Annotated in this window: 21 protein-coding genes; 2 read left to right on the top strand and 19 right to left on the bottom strand. The window is 66.9% G+C overall.

Going from position 1 to position 21,869, the window contains the following annotated elements; translation table 11 throughout:
- Nucleotides 1-2: 2 nt before the first annotated feature.
- From lpdA to M1M07_RS01755, 3 genes are all read right to left on the bottom strand, one after another.
- On the bottom strand, nucleotides 3-1,403 hold the full coding sequence (gene lpdA / locus M1M07_RS01765) for a dihydrolipoyl dehydrogenase (RefSeq protein WP_197255074.1): 1,401 nt from the start codon (nucleotides 1,401-1,403) through the stop codon (nucleotides 3-5).
- 82 nt (nucleotides 1,404-1,485) lie between these two features.
- Complete coding sequence (locus M1M07_RS01760; RefSeq protein ID WP_197255073.1) at nucleotides 1,486-2,310, bottom strand: ABC transporter permease; 825 nt, start codon at nucleotides 2,308-2,310, stop codon at nucleotides 1,486-1,488.
- Nucleotides 2,307-3,266, bottom strand: coding sequence for an ABC transporter ATP-binding protein (locus M1M07_RS01755; protein ID WP_197255072.1), 960 nt, complete (start codon nucleotides 3,264-3,266; stop codon nucleotides 2,307-2,309). Before M1M07_RS01755 ends, M1M07_RS01760 begins: the two co-directional genes overlap by 4 nt.
- 97 nt (nucleotides 3,267-3,363) lie before the next feature.
- Here M1M07_RS01755 and M1M07_RS01750 point away from each other — a divergent pair, with 97 nt between their 5' ends.
- Nucleotides 3,364-4,071, top strand: a complete 708-nt coding sequence (locus M1M07_RS01750; protein ID WP_231611268.1) for a TetR/AcrR family transcriptional regulator — start codon at nucleotides 3,364-3,366, stop codon at nucleotides 4,069-4,071.
- 63 nt (nucleotides 4,072-4,134) lie between these two features.
- Here the strand turns inward: M1M07_RS01750 and M1M07_RS01745 are convergent, their stop codons facing one another.
- The 10 genes from M1M07_RS01745 to M1M07_RS01700 all read right to left on the bottom strand — a co-directional run bounded on the left by M1M07_RS01745 (nucleotide 4,135) and on the right by M1M07_RS01700 (nucleotide 15,174).
- Complete coding sequence (locus M1M07_RS01745) at nucleotides 4,135-4,986, bottom strand: SDR family oxidoreductase (RefSeq protein WP_197255063.1); 852 nt, start codon at nucleotides 4,984-4,986, stop codon at nucleotides 4,135-4,137.
- 86 nt (nucleotides 4,987-5,072) lie between these two features.
- Complete coding sequence (locus tag M1M07_RS01740) at nucleotides 5,073-6,608, bottom strand: acyl-CoA synthetase (RefSeq protein ID WP_248673128.1); 1,536 nt, start codon at nucleotides 6,606-6,608, stop codon at nucleotides 5,073-5,075.
- An 88-nt stretch (nucleotides 6,609-6,696) separates the two neighbouring features.
- Nucleotides 6,697-7,926 (bottom strand): CaiB/BaiF CoA-transferase family protein, encoded by a 1,230-nt coding sequence (locus M1M07_RS01735; protein WP_197255059.1) that lies wholly within the window; start codon nucleotides 7,924-7,926, stop codon nucleotides 6,697-6,699.
- Between the two features lie 51 nt (nucleotides 7,927-7,977).
- Complete coding sequence (locus M1M07_RS01730; protein WP_248673127.1) at nucleotides 7,978-9,645, bottom strand: OB-fold domain-containing protein; 1,668 nt, start codon at nucleotides 9,643-9,645, stop codon at nucleotides 7,978-7,980.
- A gap of 38 nt (nucleotides 9,646-9,683) precedes the next feature.
- Nucleotides 9,684-9,926: a hypothetical protein gene (locus M1M07_RS01725; RefSeq protein WP_248673126.1), complete on the bottom strand. Its 243-nt coding sequence runs from the start codon at nucleotides 9,924-9,926 to the stop codon at nucleotides 9,684-9,686.
- 82 nt (nucleotides 9,927-10,008) lie between these two features.
- A complete protein-coding gene (locus tag M1M07_RS01720; RefSeq protein WP_248673125.1) occupies nucleotides 10,009-11,187 on the bottom strand; it encodes an amidohydrolase family protein in 1,179 nt (392 codons plus the stop codon).
- Between the two features lie 55 nt (nucleotides 11,188-11,242).
- Nucleotides 11,243-12,463: a cytochrome P450 gene (locus M1M07_RS01715; protein WP_248673124.1), complete on the bottom strand. Its 1,221-nt coding sequence runs from the start codon at nucleotides 12,461-12,463 to the stop codon at nucleotides 11,243-11,245.
- Between the two features lie 38 nt (nucleotides 12,464-12,501).
- On the bottom strand, nucleotides 12,502-13,968 hold the full coding sequence (locus tag M1M07_RS01710) for an aldehyde dehydrogenase family protein (RefSeq protein WP_248673123.1): 1,467 nt from the start codon (nucleotides 13,966-13,968) through the stop codon (nucleotides 12,502-12,504).
- Nucleotides 13,969-13,999: 31 nt separating this feature from the next.
- Nucleotides 14,000-14,860 (bottom strand): mycofactocin-coupled SDR family oxidoreductase, encoded by an 861-nt coding sequence (locus M1M07_RS01705; RefSeq protein WP_248673122.1) that lies wholly within the window; start codon nucleotides 14,858-14,860, stop codon nucleotides 14,000-14,002.
- Between the two features lie 125 nt (nucleotides 14,861-14,985).
- A complete protein-coding gene (locus M1M07_RS01700) occupies nucleotides 14,986-15,174 on the bottom strand; it encodes a ferredoxin (RefSeq protein ID WP_248673121.1) in 189 nt (62 codons plus the stop codon).
- A 241-nt stretch (nucleotides 15,175-15,415) separates the two neighbouring features.
- Here M1M07_RS01700 and M1M07_RS01695 point away from each other — a divergent pair, with 241 nt between their 5' ends.
- Entirely contained in the window at nucleotides 15,416-16,150 is a 735-nt protein-coding gene (locus M1M07_RS01695) for a TetR/AcrR family transcriptional regulator (protein WP_248673120.1), read from the top strand.
- A gap of 20 nt (nucleotides 16,151-16,170) precedes the next feature.
- On the opposite strand, the gene M1M07_RS01690 is transcribed toward M1M07_RS01695, so the two are convergent.
- From M1M07_RS01690 to M1M07_RS01665, 6 genes are all read right to left on the bottom strand, one after another.
- The gene (locus M1M07_RS01690) at nucleotides 16,171-17,100 is read right to left on the bottom strand and encodes a hypothetical protein (RefSeq protein WP_248673119.1); all 930 of its coding nucleotides are present in this window, start codon (nucleotides 17,098-17,100) and stop codon (nucleotides 16,171-16,173) included.
- Nucleotides 17,101-17,213: 113 nt separating this feature from the next.
- The gene (locus M1M07_RS01685; RefSeq protein WP_248673118.1) at nucleotides 17,214-18,002 is read right to left on the bottom strand and encodes an SDR family NAD(P)-dependent oxidoreductase; all 789 of its coding nucleotides are present in this window, start codon (nucleotides 18,000-18,002) and stop codon (nucleotides 17,214-17,216) included.
- Nucleotides 17,999-18,814 (bottom strand): enoyl-CoA hydratase/isomerase family protein, encoded by an 816-nt coding sequence (locus tag M1M07_RS01680; RefSeq protein WP_248673117.1) that lies wholly within the window; start codon nucleotides 18,812-18,814, stop codon nucleotides 17,999-18,001. The genes M1M07_RS01685 and M1M07_RS01680 overlap by 4 nt, the downstream gene beginning before the upstream one ends.
- A complete protein-coding gene (locus M1M07_RS01675; protein WP_248673116.1) occupies nucleotides 18,811-19,251 on the bottom strand; it encodes a PaaI family thioesterase in 441 nt (146 codons plus the stop codon). Before M1M07_RS01675 ends, M1M07_RS01680 begins: the two co-directional genes overlap by 4 nt.
- Nucleotides 19,248-20,240 carry a nitronate monooxygenase family protein gene (locus M1M07_RS01670; protein ID WP_248673115.1) on the bottom strand — a complete coding sequence of 331 codons (993 nt, stop codon included), beginning with the start codon at nucleotides 20,238-20,240 and terminating at the stop codon, nucleotides 19,248-19,250. The genes M1M07_RS01675 and M1M07_RS01670 overlap by 4 nt, the downstream gene beginning before the upstream one ends.
- On the bottom strand, nucleotides 20,237-21,862 hold the full coding sequence (locus M1M07_RS01665) for an AMP-binding protein (protein WP_248673114.1): 1,626 nt from the start codon (nucleotides 21,860-21,862) through the stop codon (nucleotides 20,237-20,239). Before M1M07_RS01665 ends, M1M07_RS01670 begins: the two co-directional genes overlap by 4 nt.
- Between the last annotated feature and the right edge of the window lie 7 nt (nucleotides 21,863-21,869).

Here is a 21,869-nt window from a genome sequence, read left to right as displayed (position 1 = left end):
TGTCAGAAGTTGATCATGTGTCCTGCGAGGCCGTGGATGGCCTCCTGCAGCGCCTCCGACAGCGTCGGGTGCGTGTGGACGTTGCGGGCCAGCTCGTTGACGGTCAGGTCCCACTTCTGGGCCAGCGTCAGCTCGGGCAGCAGCTCGGAGACGTCGGGGCCGATGAGGTGGCCACCGATCAGCTCCCCGTGCGTCTTGTCGGCGATGAGCTTGACGAACCCGTTCGGGTCGCCGAGACCGTGGGCCTTGCCGTTGGCGGTGAACGGGAAGGTCGCGACCTTCACGTCGTAGCCCTCGGCCTTGGCCTGCTCCTCGGTGAGACCGAACGACGCGACCTGCGGCTGGCAGAACGTCGCGCGCGGCATCATGCGGTAGTCGCCCAGCTCGAGCGTCTCGGCGCCCCCGATGGTCTCGGCGGCGACGACGCCCTGCGCCTCGGCGACGTGCGCGAGCTGCAGCTTGGCGGTGACGTCACCGATGGCGTAGATGCCGGGGACGTTGGTGCGCATGCGCTCGTCGATCTCGATGGCGCCGCGGTTGAGGGCGACGCCGGTGTTCTCGAGGCCGTAGCCCTCGACACGGGGGGCGAAGCCGACGGACTGCAGGACCTTGTCGACGACGACCGTCTCGACGTTGCCGCTCTTGTTGTCCTTGATCGAGACGGTCACCTTGGTGCCGTCGTCGTCGATCGTCTGCACGGCGGCACCGGTCTTGATGGTGACACCGAGCTTCTTGTACGCCTTGGTGATCTCCTTGGAGACGTCGGCGTCCTCGTTGGGCAGGGCGCGGTCGAGGAACTCGACGATGGTGACGTCCACGCCGTAGTTCTTCAGGACGTAGCCGAACTCCATGCCGATGGCGCCGGCGCCGACGATGAGGATCGAGCCGGGCAGGTCACGCGTGAGGATCTGCTCCTCGTAGGTGACGACGTTCTCGCTGAGCGAGGTGCCGGGCAGCAGCTTCGTGACGGAACCGGTCGCGATGATGACGTTGTCGAAGGTCACCCGGTCGGTGCCGCCCTTGGTGAGCGCCACGTCGATGGTCTTGGCGTCGACGAACGAGCCCTTACCGTCGTACTCGGTGATCTTGTTCTTCTTCATGAGGAAGTGCACGCCCTTGGTGCGACCGTCTGCCACCTTGCGGCTGCGGTCGAAGGCTGCACCGAAGTCGAAGGAGACATCCCCCGAGATACCGAACGTCTTGGCCTCTTTGTTGAAGAGATGCGCCAGTTCGGCATTGCGGAGAAGTGCCTTCGAGGGGATGCAGCCCACGTTCAGGCACACACCTCCCCAGTACTTCTGCTCGATGATGGCGGTGCTCAATCCCAGCTGTGCCGCGCGGATAGCAGCGACGTACCCACCGGGACCGGCTCCGAGGACAACGACGTCATAGTGTGAGGTCACGGGTATACAGGGTAGTCCCGCCGGTTTCCGCTGTCTGTCGATGGTCCGGTTACTCGTCGGTAACGGTCGGATCGGCGCCCGATCAGCGGGTGGTGACGTACCGGCGGACCGTGAGCGGTACCAGCACAGCGACGATTCCGAGGCACCAGCCGAAGGCTGCGAACAGGGGGTGCTGCAGGGGCCACGCCGCATCCGCGGCCATCGGCACAGCCGCGTCCACGGCCGTCGGCGCGGCACCGCCCAGCAGTTCGCGCAGGGCGGCCACGACGGCACTGACCGGATTCCACTCCGCGATCGTCCGGATCACCGCGGGCATGGTCTCGGTGGGCACGAAGATGTTGGAGAACATGATCGTTCCGAAGATCATCGGCGCGCACTGCTGCAGCACCTGCTCGTCCCGGATCGAGAAGCCGAGCCAGATGCCCAGCCAGGAGAGCGCGAAGCGGAACAGCAGCAGCATCACTGCGAGCGCAGTCTCGCGGACGCCTGCGTCGATCCGCCAGCCGACGAGATATCCGACACCGACCATCGGCACGAGCGCGACCGCACAGGTGGCCGTTTCGGCGAGGGCGAGCCCGGCGGGCACCGACACCGGCGCGGTGGGCAGGGTCCGGAACCGGTCGGAGAGTCCGCTGCGCAGGTCGGCGTTGGCGGTGGCCGCGGTGGTCGCCAGGCCCATCGCGGCCACGAGCACCAGCACCCCCGGCATCAGATACGCGCGGTAGGCGGCGGCGTCACCGCCGGACAGTGCGCCGCCGAAGACGAATCCGAACAGCAGCACCATGCCCAGCGGCGCGGCGAGCGTGACGAGCAGCAGCGCGGGCGAGTGCCGGTACGTCAGGACGATCCGATGGAACAACGTCCGGGTGCCGGTGAGTGCCGAGCTTCCATGGGTGGCGGTGGTCATGCGGGCTCCTCCGTACGGGCGTGTCCGGTCAAGGTCAGGAACGCTTCGTCCAGCCCGACGCGACGGCGGCCGATGTCGTCGACGGGCACGCCCGCTTCGTCGAGGGCGCGTAGCACCGGCAGCAGCGGCACCGAATCGGCATCGGTGGCGAAAGACAGCCGGACGGTGCCGGTTTCGGACGCGGCGTCGGTGGCGATGTGCCGTAGACCGAATGCGGCGGTCACGCCGATCGCCTCGGTGACGTCCGCGGCGGCGGGCAGGGCGAGGTCGACTCCGGTTCCGACCGCCTCCTTGATCTGCGCCGGGGTTCCGGTCGCGATCGTCACGCCGGCGTCGAGGATCGTGATGCTGTCGGCGAGGCGGTCGGCTTCGTCGAGGTACTGCGTCGTGAGCAGCACGGCGGTGCCCTCCCCCACGAGTTCGCGCACCAGCCGGTAGATCTCGTTGCGGCTGTGCGGGTCGAGGCCGGTGGTCGGTTCGTCGAGGAACAGCACTTCGGGCCGCACGACCATCCCGGCGAGCAGGTCCAGCCGCCGGCGCATACCTCCCGAATAGCTGCTCACCGGGCGGGCGGCGGCGTCGGCGAGATCGAACCGGTCGAGCAGCTCGGTCGCGCGGACCCGGGCCGAGCGGCCGTCGAGTCCGTGCAGCCGCGCGAACATCGTCAGGTTCTCCCGACCGGTCAGCCGGGGGTCCACCGCATGGAACTGCCCGACCAACCCGATGCGTCGTTTCACGTGGGCCGCGTCGCGCACGACGTCGAAGCCGCAGACGCGGCCACGACCGGCGGTCGGCCGCAGCAGCGTGGCGAGCATGCGGACGGTGGTCGTCTTCCCCGAGCCGTTCGGGCCGAGCAGCGCATGGATGTGCCCGGCGGGAACGCTCAGGTGCACTGCGTCGACGACGTTGCGGTCTCCGAACGCCCGGGTCAGGCCGTCGGCTTCGAGCACGTTCATGCGCCCTCCCCCTCAAACTGTGAACAATGTTCGCAATTAGAGGGTAGATAAATGAGAACAGCGTTCGCAACTCTTTCCTCGAGGCATGCTGGGGGTCATGCCGACCTCACTGTGGCTGCGCACCGACGAACGCAAGCGCGGGCCCCGCCCGACGTACACCCTCGACGACATCGGCGAGGCCTGCGTCCGGCTGGTCGACAGTGAAGGCATGCGCGCACTCTCGATGCGGCGCGTCGCCGACGCGCTCGGCACCTCGGCGGCATCGCTGTACCGATACGTGGCCGGCAAGGACGATCTGCTCGCGCTGATGGCCGACCGGGTCGCCGCCGAGTTCGACTTCCCCCCGCTCACCGGTGACGTCCGCACCGATGTACTCGCCATCGCCCAGCAGTCCCGATCCCTGCATCGGCGTCATCCGTGGCTACGGGACACGCCGGCCACCGACCTCGGCCCGAACAGCATCCGCTACCTCGACCGGCTCGTCGGCGCACTGGCACCGGCCGGGCTCGACGCGACCGCCACCATGATGGGCGTCGCCCTGATCAGCGGCTGGGTCACCAATTTCGCGGCGCAGGAATCGGCCGGGGAGACGGCCTCGGCGAGCGGCGGCGGTGCCGCGCACATGTCCGAGATGCTCGCGCACGGCGACTATCCGCACCTGAGGGCCCTGTTCACCTCGGACTCCTCGGGCGCCGCCACGACCCTCGACAACGACGCCGCGTTCGTCGCGGGGCTCGACGCCATGCTGTTCGGAATCGCGCCCGCCGCGTCCCGAACCGAACCGCCTCGGCCGGAACGGAAATGACGGTCGGCGTACCGAAATATCGGTACACCGACCGTCACTCAGGGGCACTTCCGGAGACGCGGGCTACTTTTTCTTCGCGTTGTTGAACCGGCGCATCGCAAGCAGGTAGGCCGGAACCTTCCGGATCGGCACCGGACGCGGCCAGTCGCTGCCGCGGAAGAAGGGTTCGCTGCCGCCGTCGACGACGACGACCGACCCGCAGAGGAAGTCCGCGGCCGGCGACAGCATGAACTCGACCCACTCCCCGATCTGCTCCGGCCGACCGAATCCGCCGATCGGCACCGGGAAGTCCCGGACGCGGTCGGCTTCCGGGCTGTCGAGCTGGGCGGTCAACAGCGGTGTCTCGATCGCCCCGGGTGCGATCACGTTGAGGCGGATCCCCGCGCCGGCCCACTCCGGAGTCACGGCCGCGCGGCGCACCCAGTGGGTGACCGCGAGCTTCGAGGCCGCGTAGGTGAACGTCGGGCCGGCCGGCTTGATCCGGCACGCCCGCTTGACGGCCTTCTCCAGGTCCCCGGCGAGGAATGCCTTCACCGCCGACATCGGGGCGGCCGGAACCGTGGTCGTCGAGTTCGACCCGAAGACGACGACCTTGCTGTTTCCGGCTGCGGCGAGGGTCGAGCGCCAGCCCTCGAGCAGTTCGACGACACCGCGGAAGTTGACCTCGGCGATGACACGCTCCCGACCCGGCCCGGGACCGAGCCCGGCGGCGAGGACGGCACCGTCGAGGTGCCCCTCCGCCAGTTCGAGTGTCTTCGCGATCGCGGTGGCGCGACCTTCCGACGTCGACAGGTCCGCGACGACGTCGCCTTCCTTCAGGTCGATCCCGATCACGGTGTGACCGGCGGCCCGCAGACGATCCGCGCTCGCCTTACCCATCCCGGAAGCCGCACCGGTCACCGCATAAACGCCCATTACCATCCCCTCGTCGCCTTCGGTTTCCAGGGACGGTACCGTCCGGCGGATCGTTGCCGACAGCCGGTACGCAAGGGATGACGTTCCTATTGCGCGACGCCGGTGCCCTCGTACCGGGACAGCAACGCACGCTTGAGGATCTTGCCGCTCGGCAGGCGCGGCACCTCACCGAACTCGACGGTGCGCGGCACCTTGAAATGCGCGAGCCTCTCCCGCGCGTAGCCGATCAGCTCGGCCGCGAGGTCGTCGTTCGCGACGGTCGCCTCCGCCGGAGTCACCACCGCGTGCACCCGCTGACCCATCTCGTCGTCGGGCAGCCCGATGACCGCCACGTCGAGGACCGCCGGATGCATGGTCAGCGCATCCTCGATCTCCTGCGGATAGATGTTCACCCCACCGGACAGGATCAGGTCGGTGCGCCGCGCCGACAGATAGAGGTAGCCGTCCTCGTCCACGTGCCCCAGATCGCCGAGCGTGCTCCAGCCCTTGTCGTTGTACGCGCCGGCGGTCTTCGCGGCGTCGCCGTGATATTCGAACCTCGGGGTACCGCTCATCCAGATCGTGCCGATCTCGCCCGGAGGCAGTTCGTGTCCGTCCTCGTCGCAGATGTGCACCTCACCGACGGTGGGCCGGCCCACGGATCCGCGGTGCGCGAGCCATTCCGGCGTGGAGATCATGAAGAACCCGTTTCCCTCGCTCCCCGCATAGAACTCGAGGATCTTGGGGCCGAGCCACTCGATCATGCGTTCCTTGACCTCGACCGGACACGGTGCGGCCGCGTGGATCACCACGCGCAGGCTCGACAGGTCGTACCGCGCCCTCGTCTCGTCGGAAAGCTTCAGCATGCGGACGAACATCGTCGGCACGACCTGGGTGTGGGTGACCCGGTACCGGTCGATCGCGGCGAGCGCGCCCTCGGCGTCGAAGTGTTCCATGACGATCGCGGTTCCACCGTTGCGGACGGTACCCATGGACCATCCGAGCGGGGCCGCGTGATAGAGCGGCCCGGGACTCAGATACACGCTGTCCGAACCGAATCCGAATGCGTTCCGCATCACCGCATCGATGCCCAGCCCGGCCCCGAAGGGCGCACCGGTCAGCTCGGGCAGAATCCCCTTGGGCCGCCCGGTGGTTCCGGACGAGTAGAACATGTAGTAGCCCTCGACCTCGTCGTCGATCGGCGTCACCGGCAGCGCGGCTGCCGCGTCTGCGAGCGACTCGGCTCCGGTCGCCGACTTCCACCCCACCGTGAATCGCGTTTCCACAGCAGGGTTTCCGGAGTCGACGACCGACGCGAGCCGGTCGAGGTGTTCGGAGTGGACCAGCACGCGGGCACCGCAGTTCTCGACGACGTAGGCGGCTTCGTCGTCGGCGAGGTGCCAGTTGACGGGCGTGTAGAGAAGCCCCGCTCGTTGCGCCGCCCAGACGACGGGGAACATCTCCAGGCAGTTCTCCATGAGGATCGCGATGTGATCGCCCGCCTGCAGCCCCCTCTGCCGGAAGAGGTGGGCGATGCGGTTGGACGCGTCTTCGAGTTCGCGGTAACTCAGTGTCGCGCCACTGCCGGCCATCACGATCGCGGGCTTGTTCTCCTCGGCCGCCGCCAGATCCGTAAGGTTCATCGCCGTCACGGCAATCCCTTCACGAGGGCCGCCGTCGTGACGGTCGGCCGGAACACGCACTCAGGACAGTTGGAAAGCGGGGATGTACCTAAGTGACGGCACCCGCGATCTTCAGTTCGATGAGCTGCTCGTCGTCGAGTCCCATCTCCCGCAGGATCTCGTCCGTGTGCTCGGCGAACTGCGGAGCCCGCGACATCTTCACCGGCGCGTTGTCGAACTTGACCGGACTCGCGACCAGCTTCTGCGGTTTGCCGTCCGCGTCGGTGATCTCGACGATCCGTCCGTTGGCGATCAGCGCCTCGTCGTGTCCGAGTTCCCAGCCGTCCTGGACCGGGGCCCATTGTCCGGAGATGTCGCGGAAGACCTCGAGCCATTCGTCGTAGGTTCGCTTCGCGATCGCCTCGGCGAACCAATCGCCGATCTCCTGGGAGTGCTCGAAAATCGCTTCCATCGTGGCGAATCGGGGGTCGTCGACCAGGTCCTCGCGACCGAGCGCGGCAACGAACTCGTTCCAGTAGCGAGTCGGTTGCAGCATCGAGAACTGCAGCCACCGGCCGTCGGAGGTGCGGTACGAACCGCTCAGCGGGTTGCCGGGCGCGGCCGTCGTGCGCCGCACCTTGGGTAGCGGGCCGCCGAGGAACAGCGACAGGTTGACGGAGAACTGGGTTGCCCATGCGCCGACGGCGAGCAGCGACACATCCACGACGGACGGCTCACCGGTGCGTTCGCGCCCGGCGATCGCGGCCGCGATACCTCCGGCGATCGTCATTCCCCCGATGTTGTCGCCGTAGGCACCGGCCGGCATGAACGCCATGTGGTCGGTGTCCGGCGGCATGACGCCGTCGGCACTGCCGGCGCGGGCCCAGAACGCGGTTGCGTCGTAGGCGCCCTTGTCCGCGTCCGGTCCCTCGGAGCCGAAGCCGTTGCCGGTGACGTAGATGATGTCGGGATTGATGGCGCGGATGTCGTCGACGGTGAGGCGGAGCTTGGCGAGCGGACCGGGCAGGTAGTTGGTCAGGAACACGTCGCTGCTGCGGACGAGGTTCTCGAGGATCGGTCGCGCCTCGGGCTTGGCGAGGTCGAGTCCGATGCTGCGCTTGCTGCGGTTCGGGCCCTCCATGATCGGCGCGAACGACGAACCGGCCTGGCTCGCGGCGAGTCCGAGCACACGGACGAGACCGCGTTGCGCGTCGCCGGTCTCGGCATGCTCCACCTTGATGATGTCGGCGCCCCAGTCCGCGAGTACCGCTCCGGCGGCCGGAACGAAGGTGAACTGGGCGACCTCGAGGATTCGGATGCCCTCCAGGGGACGGTCCATGACGACTCCTGATCGTGGATGGGTGGAATGGTGGCCGGGTGGTGAGGCGATCTAGCCGGTGCGGAGCAGGACGGCGCCCGACGGCACGCCGCCGCCGGCGGTGACGACTGCGACCTCCGGGTCGGCGACCTGCAGTCCCGGCGCCTGCCTTCGCAGTTGCAGCACAGCTTCCCGGAAGAAGCCGTAGCCGTGGGTGCGGCCGGCGGACAACTGCCCACCGTGCGGGTTGAGCGGGAGGCGTCCGTCGATCGCGATGCCACGCCCGCCGTCGACGAAGTCCCGGGCACCGCCGAACTCGCAGAATCCCAGTGCCTCGAGCCACGACAACGCGTTGAACGTGAATCCGTCGTACAACAGGGCGACGTCGACGTCCTCGGGACGCAGGTCGGTGCGACTCCACAGGTGCGCCGACGGACCGAGGGATTGCGGCAGGTGCGTGAGCGTGCCCTGATCCCACGACAGGTTCTCGAGGATCTGGGTGCCCACCGCCTCGACGAACACCGGTGCGTGGGGCAGGTCCGGGGCGGTCTCGGCGGCGGAGACGATCACCGCGACCGCACCGTCGACCGGGACGTCGCAGTCGTACAGCCCGAACGGCGTGGAAACCGTTCGGGCGCCGAGATAATCGGCCATCGTGATCGGATCACGATAGACCGCTTCGGGATTCGAGCCCGCACTGGTTCGCGCGTTGACAGCGATTGCGCCGAGCGTCTCTTTCGCGTCGCCGTAGCGGTGGAAGTAGTGCGACGCCTGGCAGGCGATCCAGTTGGCCGCCGAGATGGCACCGAACGGATGGCGGAACTCGAACATGCCCGCCGCCCGCCCGATTCCGGCTTCCCACTGTCCGGACCGCACCAGTTCGGAATGGGTCGACTCCCACACGGTGCGGTAGCACAGGACGTGCCGGCACAGTCCCGACGCGACAGCCAGCATCGCGGCGACGATGGACCCGTTCTGCCCGGGCAGGTCGCCGCCGCCGTTGACCCAGGTCGGGCGGATCCGCAGGGACTGCTCGACGGGCATGATTCCACCCTCCGAGATACCGCCGACGGCGGCACCCGGATAGGTGGACAGTCCGTCGATGTCGTCGACGGACAGGCCCGCATCCGCGATGGCCTGCAGGCACGCGTCGACCGTCAGCGTCAGCGGATCGACCATGAGCCGACGGCCGATCCTCGACTGCCCGACCCCCGAGATCACGACACGGTCCTCGAACTTGCCGGAGGTGACCGGCGGGCGCAACCGGGCCCGGTAGTTCTCCGGTTCCGGCAGCGGGCCGGGCTCACCGTCCGCGTTCGGGTCCGGTTCGAACAGCGGTAGCCAGATCTCGTCGCTCATCTGCTCGAACACGACCCGCACCCCGGTACCCACGGACACGTCCGTGGGTTCGCACCCGACGATGTTGGTCGTCAGGCGGACGCTCGAATCCTCCTCGAGCGCAACGATCGCGATGACGTACGGAGGTGGGAGATCCGGAAGCCACTGCTGCACGTTGATCGTCACACCCACCACGACCGCGCGGCCCGAGACCGCTTGCAGCGAGATGTCGCGCCCCCTGCACTCCGGACACAGCACCGTCGTCGGGTGCATTCTCTTGCCACACGTGCCGCACTGCGCCACTCGCAGCACCCCGTCGGCTCCCGAGGCCCAGAACTCGGACGTCGCCGGGGTCGGCTGCGGCAGGGGCCGTCCTGTGGCGACGACGGTACTTCGGCTCACGTATTCTCCATCACCCGGTTGTCGGAACTGCACGGTCGTCAGAATTCCACGGAATTCGGTGCGCTGACGCGCTTTCGAACTTCGATCATCGCCGCGAGCCGCCTTTCCATATCGGCGCGGGACATGTGGATGTCGTCCCCACCCTCTCCCCTGTCCAGCCGTGCGAGCCGGTCGCGTTCGGCGGCGATCTCTTCGTCCAGCAACTCGCCGGCCAGGTTCCGCGTGAGCAGGTCCTGGTCGACCCAGTCGTCCTCCGGCAGCTGGTCGATCCGTTCGGCCATGTCGATCCTCCGAAAGTGCGCGGGACGCGCCGGTGTGCCTTTGTGGCGGTGGGAGCCGCCGTTTCGGCACACCGGCGGAAATTCAGAGACGGGGGAAGTTCAGCAGTCGGCGGGCGTTCAGTTCGACCATCTTGTGCACGTCCTCGTCCGGAACGTCGAGCATGGCGTCGTGCACGCGCTTGCGGCTGTTCGGCCAGTTCGAATCGGAATGGGGGTAGTCGCATTCCCAGGTGATGTTGTCGATCCCGATGGCATGCCGGTTGTCGATCCCGAACTGATCGTCGATGAAGCAGCCGAAGATGTGTTCGGCGAACAACTCCGACGGCCGTGCCGACTGGTCGATGTTCTGGTAGAACCGGTGCTTCTCCCAGGTCTGATCCATCCGCTCCAGCAGGTACGGCGCCCAGCCGATTCCGCCTTCGGACATCATCACCCTCAGGTTCGGGTGCTTGTGGAAGACCGGGGAGAACAGCAGATCCGCCGTCGCGTACATCGAGTTGCACCCGAACAGTGCGATCATCACGGCCATCGGGGCCTCGGGAGCGGTGATCGGCGCCTGACCGGACGTGCCGAAGTGCATGCACAGCGGCATTCCCGCCGCCTCCGCTGCCGACAGCACCGGATCCCAGTGATCGGTATGGAACGACGGCAATCCCAGCGGCACCGGATTCTCGGGGAAGGTGATCGCTTTCGCTCCCTTGGCCGCCGTCCGCTCGATCTCGCGCACGCATTCCTCCACCGACCACAGCGGGAGCATCACGATGGGGATCAGCCGGTCGGGGGCGGTCGGAGACCACTCGTCGAGCATGTAATCGTTCCATGCCTTGACGCACAGCAGGGCGAGTTCCTTGTCCTCGCCTTCGAGGAACACCGTGCCCGCGAACCGGGGGAACGAGGGGAACGCCAGTGCCGCCTGCACTCCGTCGATGTCCATGTCCAGCACACGTGCGCTCGGGTCGTAGCATCCCGGAAGCATGTCCTCGTAGCGTGTGGGTTCCACGCCGTACTGTTCGGGCTTCTTACCCGCGACCGCGTTCAGGCCGATGTACGGGTAGATCCGGCCCTCGTACTCCCATACCTCCGCCAGCCGGGTTCCGGCGGGTGCGCCGGGGACCGGGAAAAGACCGCTCGGCATGGCCTTTTCGATGATCTTCGGGCCGGCCTCGAGGAACTTCGACGGCAAGCGGTCCGACCACAATCGCGGGTGTTCGATCAGGTGATCGTCGGTGGAAATCAAATGCATGTGATCTTGCAGTGGCATGATGCGTCTCCCGGGTTCGAAAGGTGAGCTGGTGGAAACGGCACGGCAAGTCGGACTAGCTGTCCCACAGGAGTGGGAGCGAGGTCAGACCGAGCTGACCACCGGTTTCGAAGAGCTCCGCGTCCGGAGCGAGCCGGTAGTCCGGAATCCTCTTGTGCCATTCCTCGAGTGCGATACGCAGCTCGCGCCGCGCCAGATGCGAACCGAGGCAACGGTGCGGGCCCGCACCGAAGGCGATGTGATTGTTCGGCGACCGCGTGATGTCGACCTCGGTGCCGTTCTCGAAGACGGCCTCGTCGCGATTCGCCGCGGCGAGTGCGAAATTCACCATGTCGCCGGCCTTCAACGGGCAGCCCAGCAGCTCGGTGTCCTTCATGACCTTCCGCGCCGGCACCACGATGGCGTACGCCCGCAGGATCTCTTCGACCGCATCCGGGATCAGTTCGGGATCCTCGACGATGCGGGCACGATCCTCCGGATGCGTCGCGAGGTGGTAGAACGCCCAGCCGAGCGTCACCGACACGGTGTCGAGACCGGCCATGAACATCAGCAGGCAGAACGAGAGCAGGTCCTCGTCGCTGACGGGCTTGCCGTCGATCTCGAATTCGAGTGCCTTGCTGACGATGTCGTCCTTCGGCTCGGCACGTCGCTCGGTGATGGTCGTGTAGAACCGTCCCATCACGGCCTGCATCGCCGCGACCTGAGCGGCCTCGCGCGCTGCGAGATCGTCGTCCGAGGCGTGGAGAATCGCGTGTTCCCACTCCATGAACTGCGGCAGTTCCTCGACGGGGAGCCCCATCAGTTCCAGGAAGATCGAAGTCGGGAACTGCTGGGCGAACTCGGCCATGAACTCGGTCGCGCCGCCGCCCTTCGCCTGGATCCCTTCGACGAGCTCGATCGCCCGCTCCCGCACCTTCGCGTCCAGCTTCTCGGTGGTCTTCGGGGAGAACAGCGGACCGAGTTGCTTCCGCCACTGCAGATGCTCGTCACCGTCGAGCATCTCCGGAATCCACTTGAACTGCGGATTGGGCTCGAGCGGGGTCACGACGCTGTTGGAGAACGTCTCCGCGTCCTGCATCACCTTGAGGATGCCCTCGTAGTTGGAGACCGTGTAGTACCCCGGTCCGAATTCGTTCCGGAAGATCGGCGACTTCTCCCGGAACTCGTCGTAGCGGGCGAACCACTCGCCCACCGGCTTGTACTCGGCGTAGTTGAAGTTGTGTACGGGGCACCTGCCCGCGGGTGGCGTCGTGGGTGTGGGTTCCGTCTGGGTCATGATCGTCCTTAGGTGGAAGTCGACGAGAGCGCGGGCCGTCAGCCGCGGGCTGCGCTCCAGGTGATGGCCTTGGTCTGCAGGTACTCCTCGAGGCCGGCCTCGCCCCATTCACGACCCAGGCCGGACTGCTTGTATCCCCCGAACGGAATGTGCGGGGTGACTCCCCCACCACCGCCGTTGAGCGAGACGAATCCGGTACGAATCCGCCGGGCGATGGCGAGTGCCCGTACGGGGTCGGAGGCGTACACGCTGCCGCCGAGGCCGTACTCGCTGTCGTTGGCGAGGCGCACCGCGTGGTCGTCGTCGTCGAACGGGATGATGACGCCGACCGGGCCGAAGAACTCCTTGCGGGCGATGTCCATGGAGTTGTCGACGTCGACGAACAGCGTCGGTTCGACGAAGAAGCCCTTCTCGAGCGCCGGGCGACCACCACCGAACGCGATCTCGGCGCCCTGTTCCACACCCCTGGCGATGAGCGCTTCGACCTTGCTGCGCTGGGCTTCGCTGATCAGCGGCCCCATCACGGTGTCCGGTTCGGCGGGATCACCCACCTTGACCATCGACAGTCCTGCGCTGACGGCCGCGACGAGCTCGTCGTACCGGGAGCGATGCACGAGGGTGCGCGTGAACAGCGCGCAACCCTGTCCCGCATGGGTGATCATGTTGCCGATCACGGATGTGGTGACGGCGGCGAGATCGGCGTCCTCGCAGATGATGTTCGGGGACTTGCCACCGAGTTCGAGGACCACCTTCTTGAGGCTCGGCGCGGCCTGCTCGTAGACCTGGCGACCGACGGTGTCGGAGCCTGTGAAGCTGACGAGATCGACCTTCGGATTCGTGGTCAGTTCCCGGCCGGCGTCGATGTCGCCCGTCACGATGTTGAGCACGCCCGCGGGAAGGCCTGCCTCGTCGGCGATCTCACCGAGGACGAAGGCCTCGAGCGGGGTGGTCGGGGCGGGCTTGAGAACCACGGTGCAGCCGGCGGCGAGGGCCGGGGCGAGCTTCATGATGTTGAGGAACAGCGGGAAGTTGTACGCCGAGATGAGCACCGCGACCCCCGCCGGTTCGCGGACCACGATGCCCTGACCGATCCCGTCACCGATGGTCGGCAGAACCCCGCGCTCGAACGAGAAAGTCGGCAGGATGCGGTCGGCCATGTCGCGGAAGTGCTGCAGCGGAATGCCCACCTGCAGGTACTCGGCGAGCATCCGGGTCGAGCCGGACTCTGCGATGTTCAGCTCCACGAGCTCGGCGCGACGCTTGTCCAGCGCGTCGGCCATTCTCAGCATCACCTGAGCCCGCTCGCGGGGCGACATCGTCGGCCACGGGCCCTCGTCGAATGCGCGCCGCGCGGCGTCGATGGCGCGGCTCACCTCTCCGACGGTGGCCTGCGGAACCCGGCCGATCACTTCCTCGGTCGCCGGATTCAGGACGTCGAGGACGACATCCGACTCACTGTCGACCCACCGGCCGTCGATGTAGAGCTTCGAGATGTTCTGTGCCACGGGAGTTCTCCGGATTCTCGGTGGATCTCGTTCAAAAGGAGGGCTGCTGCGGGCGGTTGCGGACGTAGCCGCCGGCGTCCACGCGCATCTGCATGCCGGTGACGTAGCGCGACGCATCGGAGAGGAGGTACAGCACCATCTCGGCGACAGCCTCGGGTTCGACGTACGGCACACCCATGTTGGTCATCACGGGGAAGACGGGCTCGGCGTCCTCGCGCGTCGGCGACTCGAGATCCGGACGGAACTGCCGGTACATGATCTCGCTGTGGAGCATGGGGGTGTTGACGTTGGTCGGATGGACCGCGTTCACGCGAATTCCCTTGGGGCCGAGGACCACTGCCAGGTCGTTCACGAAGGCGGCGATCGAGCGCTTGGCGAGCGCGTATCCGAGGCCACCGGCCCCGTTCGTCGGGTTGTCGGTCGACCCGGGAAGCAGGGCGGCGAGGCTGCCGGTCGCGACGATCGAACCACCGTCGGCCAGGTGCGGGAGGGCGGCCTCGACGGCGTTGACGACGCCGACGAAGTCGATCGTGAACGCGTCGAGGAAGGCCTGCGGATCGTCGGTTCCGAGGGGGCAGATGCCGGCCTGCGCGACGACACCGTCGATCCGGCCGAACTCGGCGACTCCCGCCTCGACCGCGGCGGTCAGCGCCTGGCGGTCACGCACATCGGCGATCGTGGAGAGCATGCGGCCTCCGGCTTCTTCGACCAGTCGCACCGTCTCGGCGAGATCGTCCGGCGTCGCCATCGAGTAGGCGTTGGTCTTGATGTCCTCGCAGAAGTCGACGCCGACGATCTTCGCGCCCTCCTGCGCGAGCCGGACGGCGTGCGCTCGGCCCTGCCCGCGGGCAGCGCCGGTGATGAAGACGACCTTGTCCTGTACACGTCCCATAGTTGTTGTCCTTGTTCGGATTACGGTGGGTTCGAAAGACACTGGCGGTTGGAGACGGGGCACTGCAGTCCGATGGGCCGGGAACCGGGGCGATGAGCCGGTGTCGCCGCCCGGCGGGAGATGGATCAGTGGAGGTGGATGGCGCGTTCGGGGCATGCCGCGATCCCCGCGGCGATCCGCTCGTCGATCGGTTCCTCGACCTCGCGGTCGAGCGGAAGGGCGTAGCCGAGATCGTCGATATCGAACACTTCGGGAGCCACGGCGTAACAGCGGGCATGTCCGGAACATTTCTTCGTGTCGACCGTGAGCTTCATTGGATCCTGCCGTTTCGACGTGGGCGGTGCGCGCAGCGAGCAAGACACACGACCGCGAGAAATCCGACTCATCGTGAGACTCAAACCACGCAAGATCGCACAGCTTGAGACTTTCATGGTCGATCGTAGCGAGAATCGTCCATATTGTCGAGACTTAGGTCACATAGATAGATAGGTAGTGACCCCACACACTCTTCGCGTCGAGCAGACGTTCCGCCGCTTCCGCCGTTAGAGTGACCGCATGCCGTCGCAGACATCCAACTCGCTCCCCGACTGCGATGAGAGCGTGCGGACACGGCTCGTACGGGCAGCCGACGAGGAGATGCGCATCCAGGGCACCACGGCGATAACCATGGCGGCGGTAGCCGAGCGGGCAGGGGTCTCGCGGGCGACGGCGTTCCGTCAGCTCGGCAACACGTCCCGCATGATCATCCTGGTCGGTATCCACCGCGCCCGGAACCACATCGCCCGTACCCGCGAGATCATCGCGGCGCAACCCGACATCCTCGGGAAGATCGAAGACGTCCTGGTCTACACGACACGCGAACTGCCCGAGGACCCGGTCATCAGGGCATTGGTTGCGCAGCACTCCGCTGCCGTGCTGGACGAGGACATCCGGTCGCTGACCGACGAGATCTCCGGTCCGGTCCTGCTCGCCGGTCAAGCCGCCGGCATCATCCGCACCGATATCCCCGTCCGCGAGATGATCGACTTCCTCCTCGAGCAGACCTATCTCGCGGCGGAATATCCGGACCGCTCCGAAAAGGCCGCGCGCCATCGGTTCCGGACGTTCGTCGCGCCGGCCCTGCGCCCCCAGCCCGCGTCCGACACCACAGCCGGGCCACCGCTGCACCCGAATGCGGAACTCGATCGGGCCCTCTCCGCTGCCGCCGACGCGATCGCCACCGCCCGGGACGCGGCGGTACGCATCCGTTTCCGCCTCGAGGGAATCGACGAGCGGTTCGGCGACCGCTGATCGCCCGCCGGCGTGCCGACTCATGACCGGTTCGAACGCGCCCGGCGGAACAACTCGATCGACCACACGTCCTGGTCCTCCCCGTAGACGGTCCGGCCGTCGATCTCGAATTCGAGCAGCGTATTGATGCACACGTTGGTCGCACCGGGCAGGATCATCCGGCTCCGAGCGGTCCCGGTGGCAACGACCTCGCCCCCGTGCTCGTCGGTCACCGCGATCTCGAGCCTGTCCACCCAGGCACGAGCCGGATCCCGGACCACCGTCCGCTCGCCGCCCACCAGGCGCGAGACCTCGTTGCCGCGACGCACATACCCGGTGTGCACGCTGTCGGTCGTGTCGGTGGGTACCGAATAGGTGAGCAGGCTGCACTCGGGGTCGGCCAGCCAGGTGTATCCCACGCGACCGTATCCCCGCTCGGTGCGCGGACCCCACGATCGGTCCCGCATCGCGCAGCAGTCGACCTCGATTCGTTCGCCGTCGAGAATCAGGTGCCCGGTGACCCGGCCGGTCTGGTCGTAGTGCGACGCCGCCGGATAGGGCGGGGCTCCCCGGAGAAGCGGAACGGGCCGCTCGAATCCTCGGAACGACAGTTCGACGGAGATCCGGTTCCGATCGTCGTAGCGGACGTCGTAGACCTCCCCCGGCTCGATCACTGCGATCGTCGCGCCGGTCGGGCTGATCAGCTTCGGTCCGTCGAAGGTCGGCATCTTCAGTGCCGAAAAACCCTCGTAGAAGGGCAGATCCCACGGCTCCACCGCGGTGTCGTCCCAGATCCAGAGCCCGCCGTGCGTGATTCCCGCGTTCTGCCGCACCCCCACGTAGATCCACGCGCCGATATTGCGCTCCGGGACGAAGAAGGAGAACCAGAACGTCTCGTTCTCGTAGAAGTTGTCGGAGACCGGATGCAGGTAGTCGTCGGCTTCGACGAAACCGATTTCCTGTGCGGTCATCATGGCGCCTTTCGCTAACGTCGTCGACACCCTGTCAGTTGATATGACTGTGCTACTGCAGATCTCGGTGAGGATACGCGACGGACACGTTCCTGGAGTTCTGTTCGACGCCCCTAGGTTTTCGGGACGCCCGGAACACCTCCGTGCACCTCTATCCGCTGGCCGGTAATCTGCCGGGCCCGCTCCGAAACGAGGAACTCAATAGTCTCCGCCACGTCTTCCGGTCGGGTGACGCGCCCGAAGGGCATGCGCGCATCGAGCTCCGCAGCATCCGCGGCACCGGTGACGGCACGGGCCAGACGATCCCCCATCTCGGTGACGATCAACCCGGGAGCCACGATGTTCACTCGGATCCCATGGCGGGCCTCCTCGGCAGCGACAGTCCTTCCCAGTGCCTCGAGCGCCACTTTTCCGAGAGTGTAGGGCCCGTTGCCGGGGGCGGGAGTCGCCGCGGCGGTACTGGAGACGAGAACCACCGCTGCCCGGTCGGACTTGCGCAGCGACGGTATCGCCGCCGAGAGCAGATGAAACGCCCCGAAGGCGTGCACCCCGACTACGCGGGTCACCTCCGCCGGGTCCGTATCCGCCACGGTCTTTCCGCGACTGGCAATTCCGGCGTTGTGGACCAGCACATCGAGGTGCCCGAAGTCGGCGACGACCTCGGCCACGCATTCCGCAACAGCCGATGCGTCCGCCACATCACACCGGTACATCCGGCATCGCACACCGGCCGACTCCACGTCGGCCCGGGTGGTGTCGGCCGCGGCATCGTCGCGCGCATACAGCCCCGCGATATCGAATCCCTCGCGGGCCAGCCGTAGCGCGATGGCGCGACCGGTCCCGCGACCCGCGCCGCTGATCAAGGCGACGGGGGTCTGTTCTGTCGTGTTCTCGTCGGTCATCGCGATCGCCGGTTCCCGTAGACGGGTGACCGCTTTTCCACGAAAGCTGTCATCGCCTCGGACTGGTCGGCGGTCACGGACGTGAGTGCCTGCTGCCGGTTCTCGAATTCCACGGCGGTGTCGAACGAGGGAATCTCGAGCGACAGCCACATGCCGCGCTTGGTCAGCGTCAGCGACAGCGGCGGCGCCGCAAGCAAGTCGTCGATGCAGGCGTCGACACGTTCATCGAGTCGGTCGTCCGGAACGACATCCGCGAGCAGGCCGATCCGCAAGGCCTCGCCGGAGCCGAACTTGCGTGCGGTGAGCATGAGCTCGTGCGCGCGGCCTGCACCGACGATCCGCGGCAACATCCACGAGGTGCCGATATCGCAGCCGGAGAAGCCGACCTTGATGAACGACACCGCGAACACCGCACTTTCGGCGGCGATACGCACGTCGCTTGCACACACCAGGGCGAGCCCACCGCCGGCGGCCGGTCCGTTGACGGCCGCGACGAACACCTGCGGCAGCCTCCGCATCTTCTGCACGAGCGAAGCGATGTCCTCCTGGCGGGCCATCGTCCGGTGTACAGGACCGGTCTGCTCGGTACCCGGCACGTCACCGTAACCGTCGAGGTCTAGTCCGGCACAGAACCCACGGCCCGTCCCGGCGAGGACGACCACACGGGTCGTGCGGTCCGACGCGAGCGCGTCGAATTCACGGTGCAGTGCCGCGACGAGTTCGAGGTCCAGTGCATTGAGCTTGTCCGGACGATCCATCCGCAGCACCTTGACTTCATCGCGCGGATGCTCGATGGACAACACGTCGGTCATGATTTCCTCGGTTCCGTGACAGATCGATCGTCTTCTCGAGATTCGAGATTTGCCAGCCGCACATTGCCCCGGGCCACGAGCCGGCCGTCGGATCCGACGATCCGGACCTGCCACAACTGCTGGGTCCGGCCGCGGTGGATGGGCGTCGCTTCTGCGGTCAGTACACTTCCCACGCCCACCGCGCGTATGAAGTCCGTCGAGTTGTTCGCCCCTACAACGCTGCGGCCGGGGCCCGAGAAATATTCGCCGGCAGCGATACTCGCCAGCGTCTCGACGATCGCACAGTGCACGCCACCGTGAACGATCCCGGCGGGCTGTAGATGTTCCTCCGCGATCACGATCGTCGCGACTGCACGGTCGGCGGTAACTTCGGTCAATGTCATGCCCAGACGCGAGTTGAAACCGCTGAGGGTGCGTGGGTCCAGGACGTTCGTCATGCTTGTTTCGCTTTCTTGCGCGCCACCGACTCGGCGAGCGCGGTTCGCCAATCGATCGCTTCGCGGGCAGTATCGAATTCGTGGACCAGCCTGTCGACCACACCCGCCACCGGTGGAATGTCGTGGATCAGTCCGGTCGAATGTCCGCCGCTGAACACCGTCTTCCACGGCTTCACCCCGGCGGGTAGGTTCGGCCGATGCCGAGCCAGCGGTTTCGGGAGATCGGCAGGGTCGAGCCCGTTCGCGGCGATCGACGGCGCGAGAAAGCTTGCCGGCAGGCCCGCGATGGAATCGGTGAACACCACGTCCTCACTGCGCGAATCGACGAGCATCTTCTTGTGGTCGTCGACCGTTCCCGACTCGAGGGTGGCGATGAACCGTGTGCCCATCACCACGACGTCGGCGCCGAGCGTCAGAGCCGCCGCGATGCCGTTGCCGTCCGCGATGCCGCCGGCCAGCATGATGGGTCCGTCGAACATACGTCGCACCTGCGGCAGGAAGGCGAACGGTGACAACGTGCCCGCGTGTCCACCGGCACCTGCGCAGACGAGCATGAGCCCGTCGACCCCGGCTTCGATCGCCTTTTCGGCGTGCCGGATGGTCGTCACGTCGTGGAAGACCGTTCCGCCCCAGCCGTGCGCGGCGTCGACGACCTCCTTCGGATCGCCCATGTTGGTGAGGATCAGCGGCGCCTCGTGTTTTGCGACGGTCGCGAGCGCACGGTCGCGTTTGTCCTTGTCGAGCGCGGACGACGCGAGCATGTTCACGCAGAACGGTGCAAACGGCTTCCCACAATCGACGCTCTCGCGTTCGGCGGCACGGATGGCGCCGAGCCAGCCGTCGAGCGTCTCGGGAGCCCGCGGGTTCGCGGACGGGAACGCTCCGATGACACCGGCGCGGCACGCTGCGATCACCAGATCGAGATTCGAGACGATGAACATGGGTGCTGCCATCACCGGCAGCCGCAGGTCTTCCCAGCGCACGTTCATCGGCTGCCGGCCTTCGGGAAGTGCGCGGCGCGAAGCTCGGCCTTGCGGATCTTGCCGAGCGCCGTCCGCGGCAGCGCCTCGACGATGGCGAGTCGCTCGGGGGTCTTCTGCTTCGCCAGACCGGATTTCGCGAAGTGCTCCCGAATGCTGTCGAGATCGATGTCGGCACCCTGCACCGGGACGACCACCGCAGCAACGACTTCCCCGTATCGGGGGTCGGGTGCCGCGACGATCGCGCCCTCGGCCACGGCCGGGTGCGTCGTGAGAACATCCTCGAGCTGACCCGACGAGATGGTCTCTCCCGCGCGGATCACCACGTCCTTGATGCGATCGGTGATCGTGAGACGACCGTCCGCGTCGAGATGACCCAGGTCGCCGGTGCGCATCCACCCGTCGGCGGTGAACGCCGCAGCGTTGAGGCTCTCGTCCCGGTAGCCGACGAACTGGTCGGGTCCGCGAGTCACGACCTCGCCGTCGACACCGACGGGTACGTCGGCACCGGTCTCGTCGACGATGCGGACCCGCACGCCCGGTAGCGGCGCACCGTCGGTGCCGAGACGCGCAGCCTCGGGATCGCCGGCAGTGCTGGACGTGACGGTGGGTTGTTCGGTCGATCCGTAGCACCGAAACGTGCTGATACCCATGTCTGCCGCGCGGCGGACCAGGTCCTCGGGCACCGTGGCTGCTCCGATGAGGAATTCTCGCATCGTCGCGAGCTTTCCCGCGACGTCCCCGAGGTCGAGCATGCCTGTGAGGTGGAAGGGGGTGCCCGAGGTGGCGGTGACACGATGCTGCGCGATCAGATCGACGGCCAGCGCCGGATCCCACGTGTCCATGTAGACCGTGTCCTGACCGTGCAGCAGCGGCCGCAGCACGCTGCCGACGCCCGCGATGTGTCCGGGCGGGAACGACACGAGCTGCACGGCGTCGTCCCCCGAACCCAGGTACTGCGGCGCCGATCGCTGCTCGGCGAGCAGCGAATTATGGCTGTGCTGAACACCTTTGGGAGCCGACGTGGTGCCCGAGGTGTAGATGAGCAGTGCGACGTCGTCGGCGTGAACTGCGGGCCGCGTGTATTCCGCGGTGGTGGCGGCGAGGTCGTCCCACGAACATGCGCCGTGGGCTACGGTGTCGCCGACCACCACGACGTGTTCGAGTGTGGTGATGTCGGCGTATGCAGCGACGCGGTCGGCATAGTCGATCGACCTCCAGCGGTCGGGCTGGATGAGCATTTTGGCACCCGACTGCTCGAGGATGAACCGCACCTCGTTCGGCCCGTAGATGTGCACGATCGGAACCAGGACCGCACCGGCCAGCAGCACCGCCGCGTATGCGATGGATGCTTCGATCCGGTTGGGCAACTGGACCGCGACCGAATCTCCGGGGCCGATACCCCGTTCCTGCAGGGCCGCGGCCACGCACCGGGCACGGGCGTAGATGTCACCGACGGTTGTGACGAGCTGTTCGCCCTCGCCTCCGGCGTAGACGAGAGTGGTGGACGCCCCTGTCGCGCAGCTTTCGGCGAGCACATCGGGCCACGTACGGTCGCTGTAGAAGCCTTCGCGATACCACAGTTCCCGTAGGGCATCGGGGTCGTAGGTGGTGATCTCTGGTGCTGTCATTTCGTGA

Origin of the sequence: Rhodococcus sp. HM1 (genome assembly GCF_023218075.1) — a bacterium.
GTDB lineage: Bacteria > Actinomycetota > Actinomycetes > Mycobacteriales > Mycobacteriaceae > Rhodococcus.
This window is presented reverse-complemented; position numbering and strand designations above follow the sequence as displayed.

Coding starts and splice junctions, on each gene's coding strand:
- M1M07_RS01690 (WP_248673119.1), bottom strand. CDS start 17,100: ATGACCGCACAGGAAATCGGTTTCGTCGAAGCCGACGACTACCTGCAT.
- M1M07_RS01695 (WP_248673120.1), top strand. CDS start 15,416: ATGCCGTCGCAGACATCCAACTCGCTCCCCGACTGCGATGAGAGCGTG.
- M1M07_RS01680 (WP_248673117.1), bottom strand. CDS start 18,814: ATGACCGACGTGTTGTCCATCGAGCATCCGCGCGATGAAGTCAAGGTG.
- M1M07_RS01665 (WP_248673114.1), bottom strand. CDS start 21,862: ATGACAGCACCAGAGATCACCACCTACGACCCCGATGCCCTACGGGAA.
- M1M07_RS01755 (WP_197255072.1), bottom strand. CDS start 3,266: ATGAACGTGCTCGAAGCCGACGGCCTGACCCGGGCGTTCGGAGACCGC.
- M1M07_RS01740 (WP_248673128.1), bottom strand. CDS start 6,608: ATGAACCTTACGGATCTGGCGGCGGCCGAGGAGAACAAGCCCGCGATC.
- M1M07_RS01715 (WP_248673124.1), bottom strand. CDS start 12,463: ATGACCCAGACGGAACCCACACCCACGACGCCACCCGCGGGCAGGTGC.
- M1M07_RS01750 (WP_231611268.1), top strand. CDS start 3,364: ATGCCGACCTCACTGTGGCTGCGCACCGACGAACGCAAGCGCGGGCCC.
- M1M07_RS01705 (WP_248673122.1), bottom strand. CDS start 14,860: ATGGGACGTGTACAGGACAAGGTCGTCTTCATCACCGGCGCTGCCCGC.
- M1M07_RS01745 (WP_197255063.1), bottom strand. CDS start 4,986: ATGGGCGTTTATGCGGTGACCGGTGCGGCTTCCGGGATGGGTAAGGCG.
- M1M07_RS01720 (WP_248673125.1), bottom strand. CDS start 11,187: ATGCCACTGCAAGATCACATGCATTTGATTTCCACCGACGATCACCTG.
- M1M07_RS01725 (WP_248673126.1), bottom strand. CDS start 9,926: ATGGCCGAACGGATCGACCAGCTGCCGGAGGACGACTGGGTCGACCAG.
- M1M07_RS01675 (WP_248673116.1), bottom strand. CDS start 19,251: ATGACGAACGTCCTGGACCCACGCACCCTCAGCGGTTTCAACTCGCGT.
- M1M07_RS01700 (WP_248673121.1), bottom strand. CDS start 15,174: ATGAAGCTCACGGTCGACACGAAGAAATGTTCCGGACATGCCCGCTGT.
- M1M07_RS01760 (WP_197255073.1), bottom strand. CDS start 2,310: ATGACCACCGCCACCCATGGAAGCTCGGCACTCACCGGCACCCGGACG.
- M1M07_RS01685 (WP_248673118.1), bottom strand. CDS start 18,002: ATGACCGACGAGAACACGACAGAACAGACCCCCGTCGCCTTGATCAGC.
- M1M07_RS01670 (WP_248673115.1), bottom strand. CDS start 20,240: ATGAACGTGCGCTGGGAAGACCTGCGGCTGCCGGTGATGGCAGCACCC.
- M1M07_RS01735 (WP_197255059.1), bottom strand. CDS start 7,926: ATGGACCGTCCCCTGGAGGGCATCCGAATCCTCGAGGTCGCCCAGTTC.